This is a genomic window from Enterococcus sp. M-BR2 (genome assembly GCF_056612775.1).
On sequence record NZ_CM152743.1, the window covers coordinates 2,191,260 to 2,213,960 of the forward strand.

The window sequence follows — 22,701 nt, forward strand, 5'->3', positions numbered from 1 at the left end:
TAACGAAAGAAGCGGATTTAGATGGGAGAAGAAATTAAAACAGACCTTGTACTGGCAGAAAATCAATGGATAGAAACAGAACGACTTATTTTACGACCCGTCACTTTAGCAGATACAGAGGATGTATATGAATATGCAAGTGATGAGGTAACGACACGGTTCCTCTTTCCCGCAAACCAATCATTAGCTGAAACAAGAGCAAATATTGCTACATCCTTTATAAAGGACCCTTTAGGAAAATATGGTATAGAACTAAAAAAATCAGGTAAACTGATCGGAACGACAGATATCCGTGTGAATGACCATAATGGGACTGCCGAAATTGGTTATGCGCTAAATTCTGCCTATTGGGGTAATGGCTATATGCCTGAAGCTACCGCTGCTTTGCTGAAACTAGGTTTCGAACAATTAGATCTTGTAAGGATCTTTGCTACCCATGACGTGAGAAATTCCAATTCGGGACGGGTAATGGAGAAGTTACATATGAAAAAAGAAGGATTGATCTCAGATGCTGAGCGAAGAAATGGTGAAGTGGTTTCTTTAGTGATAAGAGGAATCACAAGATCCGAATGGTTGGCTCTCCAACAAACAGAAAACAGCTAAAACCAGACAAATTAGTTGCATCTGATGAATAAAGTGATTATTCTATGACGTGAGGTGATACAGATGAAATTAGAAGTGACAAAAGAAGCACAAGAAGTATTGAAAAATAAATTAGAAGCAGATGATCAACTGTTATTAGATATCGAAAACGGCGACGGTCCATTTGCAGAAAGCCAAGTCAGTTGCCAATTAGACACGGCATTTCGATTGATCATTGTCAAAAAAGATACACAAACAGATCTAAGTCTTTATTCTGTAGTGGCTGATACACCAGTTGGACCAATCAAAATCAAAGACAGTGCAATACTTTACATGGATGATCCATCAACACTTGCTTTAGAACCAACTTATAATAGTTTACAATTAAAAGGACCCAGCGGCTTGAGAAAAGGCAACTTGCAAGTTGTTCGAAAAGACTAGAGGGATAAAATGGGAAAATTGGCAATCATCAGCGACTTACATGTGGACATCAATAAATTCGGCGAATCAGAGCTGAGGCAGCTTTGGCAAGTTTTGCAAAAGCACAAGATCACTCGGCTTCATCTAGCCGGAGATACGGCCAATAAAGTAGATCGTTGCCTAGCTGTTGTCGAATTTTTCGTCAATAAAGGATTATCTACGACCTTTCATTTCGGCAATCACGAGTTGGCAGATGTGCCCAATGAACAGATGATGGACCATTTTCCAGACCCACATTTTTTAAATGAACGGTATATTGCTTTAAATGAGCAGACCGTTCTTTTAGGGATGAATGGCTGGTACGACTATCAGTTTTCTGAATTGAAAGATTACGATGCAATCGTACGAATGAAACGTTTGTATTGGTATGATCGATTCATCCAGCGTGGGAAAACAGATCTCGAGGTCAATGCAGAAATGCTTGCAGCTGCAAAAAATTTGCTAGACCAGTTGGAAGCAAAAAAACTTGAGGTCATTCTATCCACTCATTTCGTTCCTAAACGAGCATTTATCGTGTATCAATCTGCTCCTTATGAGCGTTGGAACAAATTAAATGCGTTTTTAGGATCAGAATCATTCGGAAAATTACTAGACCATTACTCAAATATCAAACAAGTAGTTTTTGGTCATACGCATCGGCGGTTCGAAGATCAGTTGATCCATGGAGCAATTTATAGTTGTCGACCATTCGGTTATTATTATGAATGGCAACTGACTCGTGATTTTGTTTTGAAAGAACAGTTGTTAGACAGCTATGATCCTATGAAATTACGTGTACTCTTGCGTGCCCATCGCCCAGCTTTTCATGCCTATCAAACACAACATTTGCAAGAAGAATTTGAACAAGCGATGACAATCATTTCGTATTGAAAGAAACAGTTACACCTGTGTATGATTGATCGATAAACCATTCTAGAAAAACAAAAAAACTTGGTACACGAATGTTGTACCAAGTTTTTTTGTCTTTCTATATCTATGGCATCATGAGAGAAAGCAATAGCGGAAAATTCATTCTATTCAAGATAAATCAAGTCGTCCCTTAGAAGATAATATAGGGATCTTCTTTTCAAATATTTCTTGATCTTCCGCAGTAATCATTGAGTCAGTGATTAGGTAGTCAGCGTCTTTTAAAGAATAAAAACTGTAAAAATCTTTTTTATTTATTTTGTGGTGATCAGCAACAATAAATCTCTGTTCAGCAATATTCAACGCACATTTTTGAGTTAATCCTTCGTCTTCATTTGAAGTATAGATAGCAGATGTATCTAATCCATTTACTCCGATAAAGCTTTTCATCACATGGATTCCTGAAATAAAATCATTTGCAATCGTCCCCACAAATGCACCAGTTTTACTCCGATAAGAACCGCCAATCAAAATCAATTCAAATCTTGAATCATGTTTGAATTTGTCGAATACATGTATGGAATTCGTGATAATCTTGGCATGGTTCACGGTTAAAAACTCATAGACCAGTTCGATGGTTGTACCTGCACCCAAAAAAACAGTCTCGTCTTCGAATATATTCTCAGCAATGATCTTTGCACTCTCCAATTTTTCATTGAGATGGATATGTTGTTTTTCTCGATGGCTTAGCTCAGTAAGTATATCGTTCTTATTGTCTTCAATAATTCTTGCACCGCCATGTACACGAATGATCAGTCCTTTATCTTCTAATTCTTGAAAGTCTCTGCGAACAGTCATGTCAGTTATTTTAAGTTCATTGACGATGTCTCTTACTTTTAAGAATTTATATTGGCTCAATAAATCCATCAAATACTTTTGACGTTCTTCTTTTATCATTTTTTTCTTGCCCCTCGTTCAAGTCCTTCTTTTATGTCCGAATTAAACATATTATATTTTGAAAATAAAGTCAATTTTAAACAGTAAATCTGCTATTGACAGGAATGGATTCTTCTTTTATGATATGTTTGGAAGAAACAAAAACAAACAAAAATAAACAAAAAGGAGAAGTCGATGAATAAAGAAGAAGCAGCAATGATTGGATTTGAAGTAGTTGCATTTGCAGGAGAAGCACGATCCAAATTAATGGAAGCGCTTGAATAAGCGGAAAAGAAAAATTTTGAGCAAGCAGAGCGGCTAGTAGAAGAAGCTCATACCAGTTTGATGCAGGCACATAAATCTCAAACACAAATGTTAGCAGCTGAAGCAAACGGTGAATCAGTCGAAATCGGTTTTATCATGGTCCATGCACAAGATCACTTGATGACGACGATGTTGTTGAAAGATACGATCAGACATTTATTCAATATCTACAAAAAAGCGTAAGGGGGCAGAAGCAGTATGAAACAGCTGATACAAACAATCGAAAAGATGAAACCTCATTTTGAAAAGATTTCGAATAATCCTTACTTGAGAGCGATTAGAGATGGCTTTATCAGCCTTATACCAGTGATTCTTTTTTCAAGTTTCTTTTTGTTAGCTGCTTATGTTCCAAATGCTTTCGGTTTCCATTGGGATACATCAATCGAAACGATTCTAATGAAGGCTTACAACGGATCAATGGGTATTCTAGGTTTGCTTATGGCAGCTACTGTGACAAAAAGTTTGACGGAGACTTTTAATAATAAACTACCTAAAACCAATCAAATCAATCCTACTTCAACGATGATCGCAGCATTTATTGGATTTGTGATTATTGGCGTGGATGCGATTGAAGGCGGTTTCTCTTCTGATTTTATGGGAACAAAAGGATTGTTGACAGCTTTTGTAGTCGGATTTATTGTCCCAAACGTCTATCGTTTCTGTGTCAAAAACAATATCACTGTAAAAATGCCTGAAGAAGTTCCAGGGAATATTTCGCAGACATTCAAAGATCTTATCCCAATCACGTTAGCAACTGTCTTTTTTTGGTTATTCGACTTAGGGTTCAGGCATTTAGCAGGAACAGGATTCTCAGAAAAGATTATTGAATTGTTCCAGCCAATTTTTAGTGCTGCAGATGGATATTTAGGACTGGCATTGATTTTTGGGGCAATGGCTTTTTTCTGGTTTGTCGGTATCCACGGACCTTCTATCGTAGAACCTGCAGTTGCGGCAATCTATATTACAAATGTTGAAGCGAATCTTCAGCTCTATCAAAGTGGTGAACATGCACCACGGATTCTTTCTTAAGGGATCCAATATTTTGTCGCTACTTTAGGTGGTACAGGGGCTACGCTTATCCTAACATTCATGTTTGCTTTTTTGGCAAAGTCGAAGCAAATGAAAACGATTGGTCGTGCTTCTGCTATCCCTGTGTTATTTGGTGTGAATGAACCGATCCTATTTGGTGCACCAGTTGTTTTGAACCCGATTTTCTTTATTCCTTTTGTGACTGCGCCAATCTTAAATGTGTGGATTTTTAAGTTTTTCGTTGATACTTTAGGGATGGATGGATTTATTTATAATTTGCCATGGACAACGCCTGGACCAATTGGTTTGATTTTAGGAACAGGATTTGCTGGATTAGCAGTTTTATTAGTCATACTATTACTGATCGTTGATTTTTTAATATATTTTCCATTTTTCAAAGCATATGACAATGAATTAGTGGCAAAAGAAACCCTTGAGGAAGTAAAGGCTGAACCGATTTTTACAGAAGAACCTCCTATAGCTGAACAAGTGACTACAGGGTTAATGGAAGAAGGTGGTCAAAAAAATGTATTGGTTCTATGTGCAAATGGTGCAACAAGTTCTATGTTGGCTAATGCAATCAAAAAAGGTGCTAAAGCTCGAGCTATCGATATTGAATCTACAGCAATGGCTTATGGGCAACACAAAGATTTAATCAATGAATTTGATTTGATCGTTTTAGCTCCACAAATGGCTTCAATGTTTAAAGAATTGGAAGAAGATGTAAAAAATTACAAAACAAAAGCTGTTTCTACTAGTGGAGCGGAGTATGTGGCTTTAGCGAAAGCGCCGAATCAAGCAGTAGATTTTGTTTTTAAGAATTTAATTTAAGGAGGTAAAGAATGAATAAGTTTCCGGAACATTTTGTTTTTGGTGCTGCGACAGCTGCTTTTCAAGCAGAAGGTGCACTATTAGAAGGAAATCGAGGGAAGAATTATTGGGATGATTATTTAAAAGAGCAAGGTATGTTTGATCCAAGTCTAGCAAGTGATTTTTATCATAAATACCCAGAAGATCTAGAATTATGCCGTACATTCGGTATCAATGGTCTTCGTATTTCTATTGCTTGGTCACGGATATTTCCTTCAGGTGTCGGAAAATTTGATCCATCCGGTGTCCAGTTTTATCACAAATTGATTGATGAATGTATAGCTAATGGAGTGGAACCCTTTGTTACCTTGCATCACTTTGACACCCCTTTATCTTTGTTCGAAAAGGGCGATTGGCTTTCTCAAAAAACGATTATTGCTTATGTTGATTTTGCGGAGTTTTGTTTCAAAGAATATGGGAACAAAGTAAATTATTGGATCACGTTCAATGAGCCTTGGTCTGTAGTAGCTGGTCAATACATTATTGGTCATTTTCCACCGAATATAAAATACGATCTTCCAAAAGCAATCCAAGCTATGCATAACATGATGGTTGCTCATGCAAAAGTAGTTGAAAAGTATAAAAAGGCGGAGTACCTAGGAGAAATCGGTATTGTCCACATCTTGGAATCAAAATATGGTATCACTAATCATCTTGAAGATACACGTTCTGCAAGAAAAGAACATATTTTAGCAAATCAATTTTTATTAGACGCTACTTATAGGGGACATTACGCTGAAGATACTTTGGAGAACATTGAAGAAATTCTTCGCGAAAATGAAGGAGTGTTGAAGACTACACGTGAAGAATTTGAGATATTAGCTTATGCAGCTGATCAAATTGATTTTATTGGAGTCAATTATTATGCTAGCCATTTCGTAAAAGCTTATATTGGTGAATCTACTACCCATCACAACGGTACGGGAGAAAAAGGAAGTAGTCGTTTTGCATTGAAAGGGGTTGGAGAAAGAGTCAATAACCCTGAAGTTCCAACAACAGACTGGGATTGGCCAATTTATCCGCAAGGGCTAGAGGATATGTTGGTCTTTATCAAGGAACGGTATCCAAACTATAAAAAAATCTATGTAACAGAAAATGGAATGGGCGAAAAAGATGTGTTATGTGACAAGCAAGTGCAAGATGATTCTCGAATCGCTTATATTTTCGTACATTTGAAAGCCATTTTAAAAGCTATTGAGCGCGGGGTAAATGTAGAAGGTTACTTTGTATGGTCATTGATGGACGTGTTTTCATGGACAAATGGCTATAAGAAACGCTATGGTTTATTTTATGTCGATTTTAAAAATCAAAATCGATATGCGAAAAAAAGTGCCTATTGGTATAAGAAAATCAGCAACAGCAAATTGCTTGAATAAGGAAGAGAGGTAAGAAGATGCGTATAGTAATCGGTTCGGATAAAGATGGAATGCAACTGAAAGAAGTGATCAAGAAAGATCTAATCGAAAAAGGATTTATGATAGCAGATAAAAGTGAGACACCTTCTGAAGATTTTGTAGCATCTGCTTTAGCCGTCGCGAATGATCTAATGAATAATGAAGGAAGTTTAGGTATTACAGTAGACAGTTACGGAGTAGGAAGCTTCATCTCAGCAACAAAAGTCAAAGGGATGATTACAGCAGTAGTTTCAGACGAACGTAGCGCTTATATGACTAGAGAGCACAATAATTCTCGCATGATTGCTCTTGGGTCGAAGATCGTAGGAGAAGAGTTAGCGTTATCAATCGTAAAGGAATTTTTACAAGCAACTTACGCAGGTGGTAGACATCAAGTTCGTGTAGATATGTTGAATAAAATGGCATAAAAAAGGAGAAAGTATGAAAATCGCAATTGGTTGTGACCACATCGTCACAGATACTAAAATGGCTCTATCAGATTTTTTGAAAGCAAAAGGACATGAAGTATTAGACATAGGAACCTATGATTTCACACGGACTCATTATCCTATTTATGGAAAAAAAGTAGGAGAAGCAGTAGTGATGGGAAAAGCAGATCTAGGGGTCTGTTTATGTGGGACCGGGGTAGGAATCAATAATGCAGTAAACAAAGTTCCAGGTATTCGGAGCGCATTAGTGCGTGATATGACAACAGCTATCTATGCAAAAGAACAATTGGATGCAAATGTGATCGGGTTTGGCGCTCGGATTACTGGAGAATTTTTGATTTGTGATATTCTTGATGCTTTCATTCAGGCAAAATATCAAGAAACGGATGAGAACCAGCAACTGATTGCTAAAATCAAACAAATCGAAAAAGCTAATGAGTATCAAATTGATCCGAATTTTTTTGATGAATTTATCGAAAAATGGAATCGCGATGAATACCAAGATTGTGAGGCTAATCAATGATTCTAACGATTACGATGAATCCTTCAATCGATGTTTCTTATCCATTAACAGAATTTAGTTTAGATGCAGTCAATCGTGTGAAAAATGTGAAAAAAACAGTCGGTGGGAAAGGATTGAATGTCACACGCATTTTGAAACAATTAGATGCAGAAGTGATGACGAGTGGATTAATTGGTGGGGTTTTAGGGGAAGAAATCAAAGAGAGGTTAACACAAGATAATATCCTTCATGAATTTTTGTCCATCAAAAGCGAAACACGAAATTGCATCGCTATTTTACATGAAGGTCAGCAGACGGAAATCTTAGAAAGTGGACCAATTGTTTCTACACAAGAGGCTTCTGACTTTCTCAATCATTTAGGAAAATTGGCAGTAAAAGCTGATGTTATTTGTTTTTCTGGTAGTTTGCCTCAAGGACTTCCGATAGATTTTTACCAGCAAATGATACAAGTCTGCAGACCCAAGCCGGTCATGTTAGATTGTTCTGGCGAAGCATTGATGACAGTACTTAAAGGAGAGTCTAAACCGTATTTGATTAAGCTAAACATACAAGAACTAGCGGAGTTATTAGATCAGCCTATCACTACAGATGTGAAGCAACTGAAAGTAGCTTTATCGAATCCGTTATTTGCTGGTATTGACTGGGTTGTAGTCTCGATGGGTAGAAAAGGTGCATTTGCTAAACACTCGAATCGATTCTATCATGTGATGATTCCTTCAATCAAAGCCGTAAACCCTGTAGGTTCTGGTGATGCAATGTTAGCTGGTTTAGCGGTTGCTATTGAAAAAGAAAAATCAGTTGATGTGGTGCTTAAGCAAGGAAATGCTCTGGGAATACTAAATGCACAAGAAGAAACCACGGGTTATATTGAGTTAGTAAATTATCATACATTAATTAAGCAGATACAAATAAAAGAAGTCTAGGAGGATATCAATTTGAATGAAGAAAAACGACGATTTATCAATCGCTTATGTAGTAGCGAGGGGATAATTGGTGCTTTAGCAATCGATCAACGTGGTGCATTGAAGAAAATGATTGCTCAATTCAAGGGAAGTGAAGCAGAAGACACAGAGATTGTAGAATTTAAGAAAATCGTTGCCTCTGAATTAACGGAATATGCATCATCTATTTTATTAGATCCAGACTACGGGCTACCTGCTGCTGATGTAAAGAACGAAAATTCAGGATTATTGTTAGCTTATGAGAAAACCGGCTATGATACCTCCACTCCTGGACGCCTCCCAGATTTGTTAGCTTCTTGGTCAGTCAAGCGCTTGAAAGAAGCTGGTGCGGATGCATGTAAAACCCTGCTATATTATGATATTGATGAATCTGAAGAAATCAATCATCAAAAGCACGCCTTTATTGAACGAATTGGTTTGGAGTGCCAAGCAGAGAAGTTACCATTCTTTCTAGAATTGCTGTCTTATGATGCAACCATTCCTGATTAAACATCGAAAAAATATGCACGCGAAAAACCCCATAAAGTGATTGAAATGATGAAAGAATTCTCTAAAACACGTTACGGGGTGGATGCACTAAAAGTAGAAGTGCCAGTCAATATGAAATATGTCGAAGGGTATGGGATAGATGAAGCTATTTATACAAAATCAGAAGCAGCAGCTTTTTTCAAAGAACAAGCTGAATCTACTCCTCTGCCTTACGTTTTTTTGAGTGCTGGTGTAACCTCTGGATTGTTCCAAGAAACCTTACATTTTGCAAAACATGCCGGTTCTACTTTCAACGGTGTTCTTTGTGGTCGTGCCACTTGGGCTGATGGAATCAAACATTATGTCCTTGATGGAAAAGAGGCAGCAATTGAATGGATGAATACACAAGGACGAGCAAATATAGAAAGCTTAAATACCGTATTGAAGGAAACCGCGACACCTATTGATTTTAATAGGTTCTAATATTTTTTCTGTTATTACTACGGGAGTGATGGAATATCATCAACGACAAAGAAAATCCCTGTTAATTATAAGGATAAGTAAGAGCAGTAGATCCATTTATTGTGGATATGCTGCTTTTTTGCTGTGAAGAATAGTTAGCGAATGTTTATTTGATCGATCGATTCATAACATAGGGAGTACTAGATGCAAGCGTTTATTCTTTTTTTATCTGATACTGTCAAAAAATAATATAATATGTATTTTTTATTTACTTATAATAACTATTGATTGCAGTCTTGACAGTCAAGTCATATTTGATGGATGGGGGTGTGAGATGTACAAATGATTTTAAAGACTATGACAGCTACAGTTCTAATTTTAATTGCATCAAGCGGCAATAGAAAAATAAGAATCAAAACGGACTGATAATCATCTAACAACTAATCGACATATATGAGCAGATACGGAACGATATTCTTCTCTCTCATAAGTTCCGTAAAGCAAACATGTGCTATGGATCGATTGTATATTTATTAAAAAAGAAAGAGGAATGGCAATGATGAAAAAAGAAACTATATTAGTGGCAACGATGTTATTCAGTATGGCAGTAAGTACGACTTTCGTCTCTGCAGCTGAAGTATACCCAAAGGAATATAACACAGACGGAACAATCACATTTGAAGCAGGAGATGAGGGAATAACTCCTCCAGTTGATCCGGAAGATCCTGATCCCAACGTCCCTGTCGATCCAGTAGACCCTCCAAGTCCTGGAACAGGAGGAGCATTATCGATTGACTATGGATCAAAATTCAAATTTGGGACTCAAAAAATTTCTACTGCAGATAAAACGTATTATGCATCTGCTGATGAAATGACTGATGGTTCTAAAAAACCGACATATGTCCAAGTGACAGATAAAAGAGGAACACTATCTGGGTGGAAATTAAGTGTAGCCCAACCAGAACAATTTAAAACTGCCAGTGGGGACGAACTAGTTGGAGCACAGCTGAAGTTTACGAAAGGGCAAGCTGTTTCTTTGGTTGATCCAACATATACACCTGAAACGGTCAATTCTGAATTAACGCTGACACCAGGAGGAAATAATACGTTAGCAATCAATGCTAAATCAGGAACAGGTGTGGGGACTTGGGTCTATCGATTTGGTGCGAATGAAAATGAAAATAAAGATGCGGTACAGCTTTCGGTACCTGGTACATCTGTCAAGTTAGCGCAACAATATTCTACTAAATTAATTTGGACATTAGAAGATACACCCAATAACTAGTTTACTTACAAGAACAGTTGAAAATAAGCATGCAGTCAAACGGTTTTGTGAAGACAATCTAAACAAAGGTTGGTAAAGGCCAAGCTATATTAGTTTGGACAGGAACAGTTCATCTGGGAATTCAACAATCAGGAGGAAAAGATATAGTGAAAAAGAGAAGGATCGTGCTCATTTTAAGCAGTCTATTAGCGACTAATATCTTTCCGATTATAGGGTATTCTTTGGAATCGAATCAGTTGGTCAGTGATAATAGAAGAGTCGAAGAAAGCAAAGAGACTTCGACACTCGATCGTTTAACAGAATCCAGCCAGATCCAAGAAAGCAGTGAGAATTCAAGTACTACTGACAGTAAAGAGACCACTGACAAAGAAGAATCTGAAGAGTTAATCAAACAGCCATTGGAGAATGCCCCGACTTATCGAGTGGGGCTGCCTGATGATCCCAATATTATTTCTATTGATAAGATTTTTCAACAACCTATCGGTACTAGCACGTCCATATTGGAAAACGGGAAGCTATTGCAACTGAATCCAGCAGAGAGGTCTCAAAGAGGAGCTATTTGGTCAAACAATAAAATCGATTTACGCTCAGATTTTACATTTAAATGTTATTTATATTTAGGAAATCAACGAGATAAAGCAGGAGATGGTATGACTTTTACATTGACTGGTGATTCTAGAATGGCTAATGATCCCAGCCAAGTTATCGGTTCCCCAGGTATGGGAATTGGTTCTTATTCGACTCGATCAGGACAGCCTTATGTCGCAATGCACTCTCGATTGAGTTCGACACATATAAAAATAGTGGTTCTTCTGATCGAATGGATCGTGAAATAACTGCCGATAATAAGGGACATGGGCATGTCGCCTTTGTCACTCCTAAACCAAATAACAACAATTATTCCGGAGAGCATACTGGCGTAACAGTAGCACCTACCTTTCTCTCTGATGGTACATGGCGTACATTAATCATTCAATGGGACGCGTCTCAAAGAAGTCTCACCTATGATCTGGAAGGTGTCGGTCGCTCTTCTCACATTGTACCTGATCTCATCAGTCAATTCGGTTCTACACAAGTAAATTGGGGATTTACTTCTTCAACAGGTACATTTTTTCAAGAAAACGCTATTGCTATGACGCAACTTCCATCTAATGTGTCATCAACAGCTGATGTAAAAGTCAATGATAGTGATTATGGGGCCATCGCTGAAGTTGAAATAAACGATAAGATAACTATCAGAAATACATTGAAAGTTACTGGGAATTTTCTTGAAGATAAGAAATTGGAGACTAGTATAGACCTAGCACAAGAATTAAATATTCCTGAGCGTATCTTGATCAACGGAAATCAAGTTGATACCAAAGATATCCTGATAACAGGAAACCGAGTCACACTCAATCTAGGAGATTATTTTGTTCTTGGAGATACATTGATTATTGAGTTGGAAACAGATTTGCGAGAAGTCATTCCCGAAAAGGTACTCACTATGCACTTTGAATATCTTGAGGATGCAAAGTTAATTGAGCAGTCAAATGATATAAATCTGACGATTGCGAAGCTGAAGGAAATAGATGTCCATGTTTACTATAAAGAGAAAGAGAGTCAAAATGATCTCGCAGAAATGAAAACAATCACTGGAAAAATCGGAGAGAATTATAAAGAATTTCCTATTGATATTGAGGGATATGTTTTTGACTCTGATTCAGCGAATACAGAAGGTGTCTTTTCCGAAAATACAGCGGATATCTATTTTTATTACAGAAAAGGAAAGCTTTATCTTTCAGCGGCTCCTCAGTATGTTGATTTTGGGCAACACAAAATATCCAATAAACCATTAAGTGTATTTGGGCAGTTCTCAGGTGGATTGAAAATCATGGATGAACGGGCTTCTGGAGGTTGGACATTACAATTGAAACAAGAAAAAGTTCTTACAAATGGAACGTTTGAACTCCCGGAAGCTCTTTCGTTTGTTACTTCTGAAGAGACAACGGTTATAGGGTCATCTGCTGTTACGATTTTTGAAAGTGACCAAAAAGGCGAAAGTGATTTGTCTGCTATTTTAGATTCTACATCTCAACATGGAATCAGAATAGATATTCCTGTAGAAAATCAAAGGATTGGAACATTTGAGGGGAAACTATCCTGGATTCTTGCAGATGTTCCAGAAAATTAATAAAAAGAGAAGATGAGGACAAAAGCATGGTGCACCAAGGACAACAGGAACCATAAATACTTATTTCCTGCACAGCTTAAAATGGCAGAGACACGCTTTTGTTCCCATCTTTTCTTACATATGATGAAAGGAGCGATTTACTTGAAACCAAAACAGCAATTATTTGTAACACTCCTAGTTATTATAGGGACACTTTTTAACCATTTACCAGTGACAGCTAGTGCATTCAATTTTTCGGTGACGCCAATAACTTCGGAGGATCAAATCGATAAAAGAAAAACTTATTTCGATCTCCAACTTGTTCCAGATCAGGAAGTAGAATTAAAAGCAGAATTGAGAAATGATACGGAAAAAGAAGTGAAAATCGACATTTCTGTGAATAGCGCAACGACTAATTCAAACGTGATGGTTGAATATGGAAAAAATGAGATTGAAAAAGACGAAAGTCTAATCTTTGATCTGATCGACTATGTGAGTTATCCAGAGACAGTGACACTGGAACCTAAAAGCGTTCAAACCGTGGTTTTTCATGCTAAGATGCCAAAAGATCGATTCGATGGTGTATTGGCCGGTGGGATCACATTCAAAGAAATTGTGACGGAAAAGGATCAAACAGAAAACAAGGATCAAAGCTTATCGATTGAGAATGAATACGCCTATACTGTTGCCTTGTTAATGCGACAGACACTGAATAAAGTTGCTCCTAAATTAGTTCTCCATGAAGTTAAACCTGATCAAATCAATGCAAGAAATGTCATTTTAGCAAACGTTCAAAATGATCAAAAAACCTATATCAATCAGGTAGTTATTGAAACAAAAATTACAAAAAAAGGGCATTCTGAAGTTTTATATCAGGAGGAAAAAGAAGGATTGCAGATTGCGCCGAATACAAACTTTTCTTTTCCAACAGCTTTGAATGGTCAGCCACTAACTCCAGGCGAATATCATCTCACAATGACCATTCTAGGAAATGAAAATGAAAACGGAAAATTCTCAAGAAAAAAAGAAAATACCATCATCAACTATACCGACCAATGGATATTTGAAAAAGCGTTTATGATAGACGAGAAAGAAGCCAAGGAATTGAATACGAAGGATGTGACGATTAAAAAGGCCAATAATTGGATCTACATCTTAGAAGCGCTGATTTTCTTGTTGTTCGTTTTAATACTTATCCTTTGGTTTATTTTGAGAAAGAAAGAAGAGAAAGAAAAGTAAGATCAAAATAATAAATATTTTCCTTATTGCGTGATATTTACGTTCTTTTTCGATAGTATAAAACGCTTTTGTATTAGCGTAGATGCCTATAAGTAAATGATATAATCATTATAATAGGTCTAACAGCAAGAATGGTCAATAAACGGATCCTCCAGTTTGTGTAGCGTACAGTTGGGACGATGTAGGAAATACGAATAAGAAGGGATAGTAGCAGTGAAAGAATGGAAACAGCAATATACGTAGAAAGAGCTGATCGCTAATGAATTATGAGTTTTTTTTAAGCAAGGAAGATTATAGAAGTTATTCATTACTTAAATATTTAGAAGCAAGCTCAAATTTATCAGAATCAATCTCGGATATTCAAGAGAAACTATCGTTATCGACATTTCTCTTGAAAAAAACTATCGATAAGCTAAAACATGATTTACAAATGTTCGATTTAGAGAAAAACTTTCGTCTAACTGTTAGTGAATTGGTGATATGTTTGGAAATCAATGGTAAAAGTTCTAGTAATGCCCTATTATCTCGCTATATAACAGATTCTTTATCCATGAAAATGGTATTGGCTTTCTTTCAGGAAAAATATATCTCAATAGAAAATTTTGCTGAACAGCATCATGTGAGTTATTCTGTGGCTTATAAAGTATTGCAAGGGCTGAAAAGAAATCTAAAAAAGTATCAAATTTTTTTGAGAAGAGAAAGTTGACAGGAAATCCTAAAAACATCCGCCTTTTTTTATATAATCTTTTTAACTCAACAGAAATAAGTGTTGAAAAGTTGTATGCGCTACCTATAATTATAAAAACAGAAAAAATGGTAAAAAATTTAAATCGGTATTATCCTCTTTCCGCTTATGAAAAAAAGAAATTATTCCACTTTTTAGCAATCAATCTATTGTCTGAACAAGAAGATTCTTTAGATATTGCCAACAATCAGCCGCTGTTTTTCTCAGATATAGGATTTTTCTATCTAAAAGGAGTACTGGAGACAGAATCAGTTGTTTTTATCTGTAAGACACTCTCGTGGCTTTATCTCCATGATAAGTTAGATCAAAAGTATTTGAGGAAAAAAGAAGATGAAACAATCGAATGGTTGAATGAGCGGTTCATTGAAAGTTTTGAAAAACGGTTCAAACGGTTACCGAAAGAAACGAGAAAATCGATCCAAAATGAGTTAACCAAAATACATTTTAAACTTTTGCATTATACCCTTAATAAATCGGATGAATTTCCACTAGATATTTCTTTTTTTAATCAAAACTATCCTACATTTTATTGCTATCTGTTAGAGTATATGAATGATCTAATGTCAAAACACAAAGAGTTGCTTCAAGATAAATTTTTTCTTTTTTTCAGTTATTTATTGTTATTGATCAATCACATACCCGTTCAACTGGTTTCTGAGCCAGTAAAAATCATCATCGATTTTTCTTATGGTGCTGCCTATAATCGATTTATCAAGAAAAATTTAAGTTTGTATATTAATCTGAATACGGAAGTGATAGAGGCTGGAAAGTCTGATTTTCCGGATGTTATAATCACGAATAGAAACAATTTATATGAAGAAAGTGTGTCCCAAGTAGTGGTTTGGCTTGATCCGCCAAGAGCAGTAGACTGGGGGAACCTTACAAAGATTTTGTTGACTATCCAAGAAGAGAAATACAAAGACAGCAAAATTGACAAGCAAATAGACGATTTTCCTGAAGAAATCATCGACAGGATCGAATAGTGAATTTCTTTTAGAAAGTCCGTCTGCTTTTTCTAAAAATAAAAAAACTTGGTACGCAATCGCTGTACCAAGTTTTTTTATTTAGCTTTTAATTAAGCCATAAATAATAATTTATATAAGAATACTGCTACGACACCAGCACAGATAGGTGCAACAACGGGTACCCATGCATATCCCCATTGAGAAGAACCTTTATGTTTCAATGGAAGTAGTGCGTGTACAAGACGTGGTGCAAAGTCACGAGCTGGGTTCAGGCCAGGACCTGTAGGACCACCAAGTGAAGCAACTAATGTCCATACAAGGAAACCAAGTGCTAAGTGAGCTGTACCAAGGTTATCTTGGAAGAATGGTGCTTTTGTAATACCTAAAGCTCCAAAGAATAAAACGAATGAACCAAAGAATTCATTGACGAAACCATTGAATTTAGAACCAACACTGTTGATTGTTGAGAATGTACCTAACACATGGTTTACATCTTCTGTTTGGTCGTAGTAAGGTTTGTAACAAGCCACTACGATCAATTGTCCGATCGCTGCACCAATCAATTGTGCAATGATATAAGGAACAACTTCAGCCCAAGGGAACAATCCGTTAGACGCTAAGGCGATCGTAAATGCTGGGTTGATGTGGTTACCGCTGATTCCGCCAAAGATCATTGCCGGCATCATAACCCCAAATCCATATCCGACAGCAATCAGCATCCAGTCGCTGCCATATCCTTTTGTACCTTTTAAATCTACGTTTGCTACAGCACCGTTACCTAGCACGATTAGTAATGCTGTACCAATCATTTCCGCCGCAAGACGGGTCATTAGTGAGTAATCCATAAATACCTCCAAATGTTATAAAAATGCAAAAAAAAAGAAACATCAACACGAAAAGCCTCGGTGCAGTGTTTCGTGTCGGAAGGATTTCTGCAGTCTTAACAAATGTGAATAAAAAAATGATTTCCATTACGTATAAGAAACCAGACCAACAGCAAAACTCCAACTCTTTTTAAAAGTTCTCCACAAATCACCAAGCTTAACTATAAATATACCAAAAAAAAAACGTTTTTTTTCTCAAAAATTGTATCTTAGAAACAGCATGTTTTGAAACTTTCAGAAAAGGTTTGTTAGTAAAATGAAAGCTATACGTAAGGAGTGTTGTTTGATGAAATTTTTTCAAGAGTTTTTCATTATTATTTTCTTTTCTGTATTAGGAGAAGGTATCCGAATTTTTGCTCATTTACCTATTCCTGGGAGTATCTTAGGTATTCTTTTTTTATTTTTAGCATTTGAAATGCATCTTGTTGATCCTGAAAAAATCGGAGCAACTGGTGATTTTTTATTGAATAATCTAGCTATTTTATTTGTTCCAGCTGGTGTAGGTTTATTGGAATATTTCGATGATATCGCTTCGATATGGCCTATTTTACTGGGGGCAGTCGTCGTGTGTTCCATCGTCACGATGGTCGCAGCGGGAAAAACGGCAGAAGGGGTAGAAGCTTTGCTAGGCTATGTCCGTAAGAAAAAAGCAAGCAGGGTATCTGTAAACGAAATGGAGGAGAATCAAATTGACTGAGTTTTTTGTGAATCCATTATTTGGCTTAAGTTTGACTTTAGGAGTGTACGTATTATCTGACAAATTTTTGCGGAAATATAAACTGCCTGTTTTGAATCCTCTCGTATTATCGATTGTTGTTATTATCTTATTTTTGCATTTTTCTGGCGTCAGCTATAAAGAGTATAATATCGGCGGCAATTTTTTGACTATGCTGATTACTCCTGCGACAGTGGCACTTGCCATCCCGCTTTATAAAAACTTCCGTTTGCTGAAAGAAAATTTTTATCCTGTAATGGCTGCGATTTTAGCAGGAATAGTCGCAAATTGCTTGGTTAGTGTAGGGATCGGTTATTTTTTCTCTCTTCATAAAGAGATGGTCATCTCATTACTACCGAAATCTGTAACGACGGCTATTTCTGTCGATTTGTCTCATACGATGGGCGGGGTGAATGCCGTGACTCTTGCAATTGTTGTCTCTACAGGTATTTTTGGCTCGCTGATCGCTACTCATATTTTCCGCTTATTCAAGATTGAAAGTCCCGTTGCTCGCGGTGTGGCGTTAGGAAGTACTTCTCATGCTATCGGTACAGCAAAAGCAATCGAGATTGGCGAAGTAGAAGGGATCATTTCAGGGCTTGCGATATGCGTAAATGGGATATTGACCGTTTTGTTGCTACCGTTATTCTTTCAGCCTTTTGCTGGCTTGTTTTGATGCGAAAACCACTATTTTATGCTACAATAACCAAAACGTTCTAGCATAAAAAAGGAGGGAAAGACGTGTATTTGTCTTCCGAGTATCTTAAACAATTTGATAAAGATCTATATTATAAGATTCTCCTCCTAGAAAGTTTTGAGGATCAAGCTTGGCATACTGCTGCACAATTAGCGCAAGTTGTTCAGCTGGATGCCCGCAGTGTGTCGAAATACCTAAACGAGCTGTCTAAAAACTATCAGCAGTTTAGCGGTAAGACGCACCCTTTGTTTACAAAAAATCACCGTTCTGGTTATAACTTTTATGATGCGCTCGATTCGATTGAACATGAGCGTTTTTTGATCTATCTCGTGCAAAGTACGCTGAAATTCCAGCTGCTGCACGACATTTTTTTTGAAGAATTCCACACGATTTACCAATTTGCGCAAAAGCATTACATTAGTGAATCCACTGCTCATCGAAAAATCAATGAATGGAAACAGCAACTGCAAACTTATGGCATTCGTCTGCAACGAGGTACATATATCGCGCAAGGCGAAGAAGAAATCATTCGACTTTACTTGCATATGACATTCTGGCAGTTGTTTCGAGGGAAAATCTGGCCGTTTGAAACGATTTCTCAAATGGACGTAAAGAATATGGCAGAACATATCATGGCTTTTTTCAATGTTCGTTTGAATGAAATCAAAAAAAGACGTTTGGAATACATGCTAGGTGCCTTTTTTTTAAGAAAATCACAGAAGCATTATGTGGTATTGAATGAGAAAAAAAGACGGCTGATCGCAGACAATCTGTTGTTCCAACGATTCTGCCAAGTCATGGAGCCGGTATTTCCTAATTATTTTCAAGTAGAAGACGAATTAGGCGCATTATTTCTTGTTCTGATGACGCGTGAAGAATATTATAGTGATCCTAAGATACGGAAGAAAATTTTTGATTTCCATCAACAAGCAGAAACACCGCCTTTTGCAGCTCTTTCTGAAGCAAAAGCAGCTCTTTCTCTTTATCAAGAAGAGCAGGAGCTACCAGCGGAAGATCTGACCTTTGAGGCAGAAAACTATTTGTTCAGTAGTCATTTTTTCGCCTATCTTTTTCCTAACGCAAAAGAAACGATTGATGGAAACAGTAGTGACTTCATTAATCATTTAGTCATTGAAAACAAGGAATTAAAACAATGGTTAGTACGCTTTTTTGAAAGCAGACACAAACAGCCTAATCATCTGGCGTTTAAAAATCATGCGTTTTTGATGGGACGGTATCTGACTGTGTTTAAAACATTAGGAGCCTTTACTCCACAGCTTCCAAAGATCACGATCCTCTTGATGACAGATTTTCCATTATTTGAAGAGCAACTGTTAGAGGAGGGGTTACGGACGTTTTTCCGTAATGATTATCAGCTGATTTTTCTACCAACGGATTATCGGGGAAGAGAAGTAGATCTTCTGATTTCAACAAGTAAAGTTCATCGAAAACCGTGGGCGGATCTTGACTATTTTATTGTGACCGAAGAATTAAAATTGATAGATTACATTCAGCTATCTCAAAAATTTGAAATGATTCAAAAACAATCAAAACAATAACAAAAAAAGGAGAATAAAGATGACATTTGAAGAAATTTTACCAGAATTGAAAAAAGGTGCAAAGATTATTCGTAAAGGATGGAGTGGATTTGAGCTGTATGTTGTTCTCGTATCCGATGATGAATTTGATGGCTGTCCGGTGACGCCCTATTTATTGATCAAAACAAGTGATGAAGGTTTTTCTAGCTTTGCTCCTACAGTTTGCGATATTTTAGCAGATGATTGGGCGATCGTAGAATGAAAAACCGTTATCCAGATTTAGCTAAACAGGTCGTATTTATTACAGGAGCTGCTTCTGGTATTGGTGCCGCGCAAGCCCAAGCTTTTCTGGAACAAGATGCCTTTGTTTTTGGATTAGATCAAAAATTTGGAAAAATGGAAGAACTTTCTTTTCGATTTCCTGAAACTTTTGCCTACGCACTAGGGGATGTCCGACAGAGGAAGGAACTCCAACAAGCGGTATCGAAATGCCAGAATCATTTTGGTGAAGTTACAATTTTATTGAATACTGCGGGGGTACTAGATGCATACAAATCCTTGATGGAAACTGACGAATCGCTGTGGGATCTGATTTATGAAACGAATGTGAAAAGCATGTATCATCTAACAAACATCATCCTTCCTGATATGATCCGCCGAAAAAGCGGAACAATCATCAACATGGCTTCGATTGCGGGTTTGGTTGCTGGCGGAGGTGGGATTGCTTATACAAGTGCGAAACATGCAATCGTCGGTTTTACCAAACAACTCGCTCTGGATTACGCAGAGCAGGGGATCCGAGTAAAAGGAATTGCTCCAGGAGCCATCCAAACGCCGATGAATGCGGCTGATTTTGAAGGGAAAGGTGAGATGGCAGAGTGGGTGGCAAATGAAACACCAGTCAAGCGATGGGCACAGCCGGAAGAAGTAGCGGAGCTGACATTATTTCTTGCCTCTCCTCAAGCAAGCTATATACAAGGAACGATTATTCCAATCGATGGTGGCTGGTTGCTAAAATAACCTTGTGTTTTTTTCAAGCTTCTGTATGATAAGAAATAAAGAGAGAACCAAATGGTTGATGATAAAAGAAAGTCGATGATTGTTCCCGGCATTTGATGTCGGACAGCTTTTTCACAACCTTCTGCGGCACTTCAGTTGGAATTTTCTTCCCATCCTTTGGTCGCAGTCATTACCAAGATAAAATTATCTTGCAAAGGAGAAATAGAACATGGAAAAAAATAATACCCGTTCAGCCAAACGCTGGACAACGACAGATGTGACTCGGATGGCGCTAGTCACTGGTTTATATGTGGCAGTGACGCTGGTTTTGTCTGTTTTTAGCTTTGGAGTGATTCAGATTCGTCTCTCGGAGATGTTCAACTATCTGTCCTTGTATAACAAAAGATACATCGTCGCGGTAACAGCAGGAGTAGCTTTGGCTAATATTGCTTCTCCTCTTGGACTGATAGATGTTGTAGTAGGAAGCGTCAGCACGCTGATTGTATTGCTTATCAACTATAAAATCACTAGTCGCATCAAAAACATGAAAATCAAAATGGCAGTGACAGCATGCGTATTCGCTTTTTCCATGTTTACAGTAGCTGGTCAGCTAACGATTTTATATCAACTACCTTTTTTCTTGAATTGGTGGGTGATTGCTTTAGGAGAATTGGCATCAATGATTGTCGGTGGGATAATTATTTATTGGATCGGTAAAAAAGTAGATTTGACAAAATAAAGATCTGTTTAAATTAAAATATGGCAGCGTGGAAGAGACCGGATGTTGAGTCTTCTTCCATGCTGCTTTTTTGTTCAATTCGTTCGAAGAAATCGATTTAGCCGTTTCTTCAACAAGACACCGATATAGGCTGCTCCAGTTGATTTGATTGCTTCCGGCAGTAAAAAAGGCAGCAGCCCACTGGCAAATGCAGTTGTAAAAGTAAGGTCGCCACTTATCTTCAGCCAGATCATCCCACAGACTAATGCGGCAAGAGAACCCATTAGATTGGCAAAGATTGCGTACAAGTAATGAGCGTCTGTTTTTTCGATCATCCAGCCAGTTAGCCATGTTTGAAAGAGAAATCCAATCAAATATCCGCCAGTTGGACCAAATAAAACAGCTATGCCGCCAGTCATCCCTGAAAATACAGGAAGACCGATCAAACCCAGTAAAAGATAAACCGTAACAGATATCAATCCCAATTTTCTTCCGAGAAAAGTGGCTGTCAGTCCAATAGCAAATGTTTGCCCTGTCAAAGGAACCAAACCAAAAGGAATGGTCATCTGAGAAAGGACAGAAATAATCGCGGCAAATTCCGCAGCAAGTATCAATTCTTTCAATGTTCGGTTCATAATACCCTCTTTTCGTTAACTTAATATTTTTTCTTGGTTAACGAAATTGTAAAACAAAGTGATTGCTTTGTAAATAGAAAATAAAAAAAAAGACCAGCTATCCAATAGATAGCGGCCTTTTTCAAGAAAGCTTTTGAAATTATAAGCTTTGGTTGTAGTATTCAACGACAAGAGCTTCGTCGATTTCTGGATATAGTTCGTCACGTTCTGGTAAACGAGTTAATGAACCTTCCAATTTTTCAGCGTCAAAGCTTACGAATGCTGGACGTCCAACAGTTGCTTCTACAGCTTCTTTTACTGTTACGATGTTTTGTGATTTTTCACGAACTGAGATCACTTGACCCACTTCTACGTGGTATGAAGGGATATCAACGCGTTTGCCATCAACTAAAATGTGACCATGGTTAACTAATTGACGTGCTTGACGACGAGTCGTTGCAAGTCCTAAACGGTAAACAACATTGTCTAAACGTTGTTCTAGTAAGATCATGAAGTTAACACCGTGTTTACCTTCTTTGATTTTGCTAGCTTTTACGAACAAGTTACGGAATTGACGTTCGTTCATTCCGTACATGTGACGAAGTTTTTGTTTTTCAGTTAATTGCATGCCGTATTCTGATTGTTTGCCACGGCTGTTAGGTCCGTGTTGACCTGGTGCGTAAGGGCGACGTGCTAATTCTTTTCCTGTGCCTGACAATGAGATGCCTAAGCGACGAGAAATTTTCCATGATGGTCCTGTATAACGAGACATTAAAATTTCCTCCAATGAATATAAGTTTTTGGAGTAAAATAATCCGTTGAAAA

General features: G+C 37.4%; 20 protein-coding genes and 5 pseudogenes. 21 read left to right on the plus strand and 4 right to left on the minus strand.

The features are described 5' to 3' along the window. The first annotated feature begins 21 nt into the window (after positions 1-21). From AC1F25_RS10670 to AC1F25_RS10680, 3 genes are all read left to right on the plus strand, one after another. Entirely contained in the window at positions 22-603 is a 582-nt protein-coding gene (locus AC1F25_RS10670; RefSeq protein WP_002312367.1) for a GNAT family N-acetyltransferase, read from the plus strand. A 63-nt stretch (positions 604-666) separates the two neighbouring features. Further along, positions 667-1,023 (plus strand): iron-sulfur cluster biosynthesis family protein, encoded by a 357-nt coding sequence (locus AC1F25_RS10675; protein WP_002287910.1) that lies wholly within the window; start codon positions 667-669, stop codon positions 1,021-1,023. Positions 1,024-1,032: 9 nt separating this feature from the next. Continuing rightward, positions 1,033-1,932, plus strand: a complete 900-nt coding sequence (locus AC1F25_RS10680; RefSeq protein ID WP_151668764.1) for a metallophosphoesterase — start codon at positions 1,033-1,035, stop codon at positions 1,930-1,932. A gap of 147 nt (positions 1,933-2,079) precedes the next feature. Here the strand turns inward: AC1F25_RS10680 and AC1F25_RS10685 are convergent, their stop codons facing one another. Continuing rightward, positions 2,080-2,865: a DeoR/GlpR family DNA-binding transcription regulator gene (locus tag AC1F25_RS10685; RefSeq protein WP_479994096.1), complete on the minus strand. Its 786-nt coding sequence runs from the start codon at positions 2,863-2,865 to the stop codon at positions 2,080-2,082. Between the two features lie 174 nt (positions 2,866-3,039). Between AC1F25_RS10685 and AC1F25_RS10690 the strand changes: the two are divergent. The 12 genes and pseudogenes from AC1F25_RS10690 to AC1F25_RS10745 all read left to right on the plus strand — a co-directional run bounded on the left by AC1F25_RS10690 (position 3,040) and on the right by AC1F25_RS10745 (position 15,729). After that, a pseudogene (locus AC1F25_RS10690) lies at positions 3,040-3,351 on the plus strand (PTS sugar transporter subunit IIA). 15 nt (positions 3,352-3,366) lie between these two features. Next, positions 3,367-5,028 (plus strand): annotated as a pseudogene (locus AC1F25_RS10695) (lactose-specific PTS transporter subunit EIIC). An 11-nt stretch (positions 5,029-5,039) separates the two neighbouring features. Then, the gene (gene lacG / locus AC1F25_RS10700) at positions 5,040-6,443 is read left to right on the plus strand and encodes a 6-phospho-beta-galactosidase (protein WP_151668765.1); all 1,404 of its coding nucleotides are present in this window, start codon (positions 5,040-5,042) and stop codon (positions 6,441-6,443) included. 17 nt (positions 6,444-6,460) lie between these two features. Continuing rightward, positions 6,461-6,889 (plus strand): galactose-6-phosphate isomerase subunit LacA, encoded by a 429-nt coding sequence (gene lacA / locus AC1F25_RS10705; protein WP_479994097.1) that lies wholly within the window; start codon positions 6,461-6,463, stop codon positions 6,887-6,889. Positions 6,890-6,902: 13 nt separating this feature from the next. After that, on the plus strand, positions 6,903-7,433 hold the full coding sequence (lacB, locus tag AC1F25_RS10710; RefSeq protein ID WP_002329748.1) for a galactose-6-phosphate isomerase subunit LacB: 531 nt from the start codon (positions 6,903-6,905) through the stop codon (positions 7,431-7,433). After that, complete coding sequence (gene lacC / locus AC1F25_RS10715) at positions 7,430-8,356, plus strand: tagatose-6-phosphate kinase (protein WP_479994098.1); 927 nt, start codon at positions 7,430-7,432, stop codon at positions 8,354-8,356. Before lacB ends, lacC begins: the two co-directional genes overlap by 4 nt. Before the next feature lie 12 nt (positions 8,357-8,368). Next, a pseudogene (gene lacD, locus AC1F25_RS10720) lies at positions 8,369-9,346 on the plus strand (tagatose-bisphosphate aldolase). A 535-nt stretch (positions 9,347-9,881) separates the two neighbouring features. Continuing rightward, on the plus strand, positions 9,882-10,610 hold the full coding sequence (locus tag AC1F25_RS10725) for a WxL domain-containing protein (protein ID WP_002320687.1): 729 nt from the start codon (positions 9,882-9,884) through the stop codon (positions 10,608-10,610). 146 nt (positions 10,611-10,756) lie between these two features. After that, positions 10,757-12,783 (plus strand): annotated as a pseudogene (locus AC1F25_RS10730) (lectin-like domain-containing protein). A gap of 120 nt (positions 12,784-12,903) precedes the next feature. Beyond that, entirely contained in the window at positions 12,904-14,001 is a 1,098-nt protein-coding gene (locus tag AC1F25_RS10735) for a WxLIP family cell surface protein (protein WP_151669024.1), read from the plus strand. A gap of 259 nt (positions 14,002-14,260) precedes the next feature. After that, positions 14,261-14,707, plus strand: a complete 447-nt coding sequence (locus tag AC1F25_RS10740; protein WP_244843385.1) for a helix-turn-helix domain-containing protein — start codon at positions 14,261-14,263, stop codon at positions 14,705-14,707. A gap of 107 nt (positions 14,708-14,814) precedes the next feature. Beyond that, positions 14,815-15,729 (plus strand): hypothetical protein, encoded by a 915-nt coding sequence (locus tag AC1F25_RS10745; RefSeq protein WP_002309805.1) that lies wholly within the window; start codon positions 14,815-14,817, stop codon positions 15,727-15,729. Positions 15,730-15,821: 92 nt separating this feature from the next. Here AC1F25_RS10745 and AC1F25_RS10750 read toward each other — a convergent pair whose 3' ends face one another. Beyond that, positions 15,822-16,556, minus strand: a complete 735-nt coding sequence (locus AC1F25_RS10750; RefSeq protein ID WP_002290500.1) for an MIP/aquaporin family protein — start codon at positions 16,554-16,556, stop codon at positions 15,822-15,824. Positions 16,557-16,881: 325 nt separating this feature from the next. On the opposite strand from AC1F25_RS10750, the gene AC1F25_RS10755 reads away from it, so the two are divergent. The 6 genes and pseudogenes from AC1F25_RS10755 (at position 16,882) to AC1F25_RS10780 (ending at position 21,283) form a co-directional block, all read left to right on the plus strand. After that, on the plus strand, positions 16,882-17,292 hold the full coding sequence (locus AC1F25_RS10755; RefSeq protein ID WP_002312390.1) for a CidA/LrgA family protein: 411 nt from the start codon (positions 16,882-16,884) through the stop codon (positions 17,290-17,292). Further along, a complete protein-coding gene (locus AC1F25_RS10760; protein WP_002290504.1) occupies positions 17,285-17,986 on the plus strand; it encodes an LrgB family protein in 702 nt (233 codons plus the stop codon). The genes AC1F25_RS10755 and AC1F25_RS10760 overlap by 8 nt, the downstream gene beginning before the upstream one ends. After that, positions 17,986-19,566: pseudogene (locus tag AC1F25_RS10765) on the plus strand (helix-turn-helix domain-containing protein). Before AC1F25_RS10760 ends, AC1F25_RS10765 begins: the two are co-directional and overlap by 1 nt. Positions 19,567-19,585: 19 nt before the next feature. After that, on the plus strand, positions 19,586-19,807 hold the full coding sequence (locus AC1F25_RS10770) for a DUF2829 domain-containing protein (protein WP_002290506.1): 222 nt from the start codon (positions 19,586-19,588) through the stop codon (positions 19,805-19,807). Further along, positions 19,804-20,565, plus strand: coding sequence for a 3-oxoacyl-ACP reductase (locus AC1F25_RS10775; protein WP_002312393.1), 762 nt, complete (start codon positions 19,804-19,806; stop codon positions 20,563-20,565). Before AC1F25_RS10770 ends, AC1F25_RS10775 begins: the two co-directional genes overlap by 4 nt. 208 nt (positions 20,566-20,773) lie before the next feature. Continuing rightward, positions 20,774-21,283, plus strand: a complete 510-nt coding sequence (locus AC1F25_RS10780; RefSeq protein WP_086311287.1) for a QueT transporter family protein — start codon at positions 20,774-20,776, stop codon at positions 21,281-21,283. A gap of 74 nt (positions 21,284-21,357) precedes the next feature. Here AC1F25_RS10780 and AC1F25_RS10785 read toward each other — a convergent pair whose 3' ends face one another. Both AC1F25_RS10785 and rpsD read right to left on the minus strand, forming a co-directional pair. Continuing rightward, positions 21,358-21,897 (minus strand): biotin transporter BioY, encoded by a 540-nt coding sequence (locus AC1F25_RS10785; RefSeq protein ID WP_151669021.1) that lies wholly within the window; start codon positions 21,895-21,897, stop codon positions 21,358-21,360. A 139-nt stretch (positions 21,898-22,036) separates the two neighbouring features. Then, a complete protein-coding gene (rpsD, locus tag AC1F25_RS10790) occupies positions 22,037-22,648 on the minus strand; it encodes a 30S ribosomal protein S4 (RefSeq protein ID WP_002294265.1) in 612 nt (203 codons plus the stop codon). Positions 22,649-22,701: the final 53 nt, after the last annotated feature.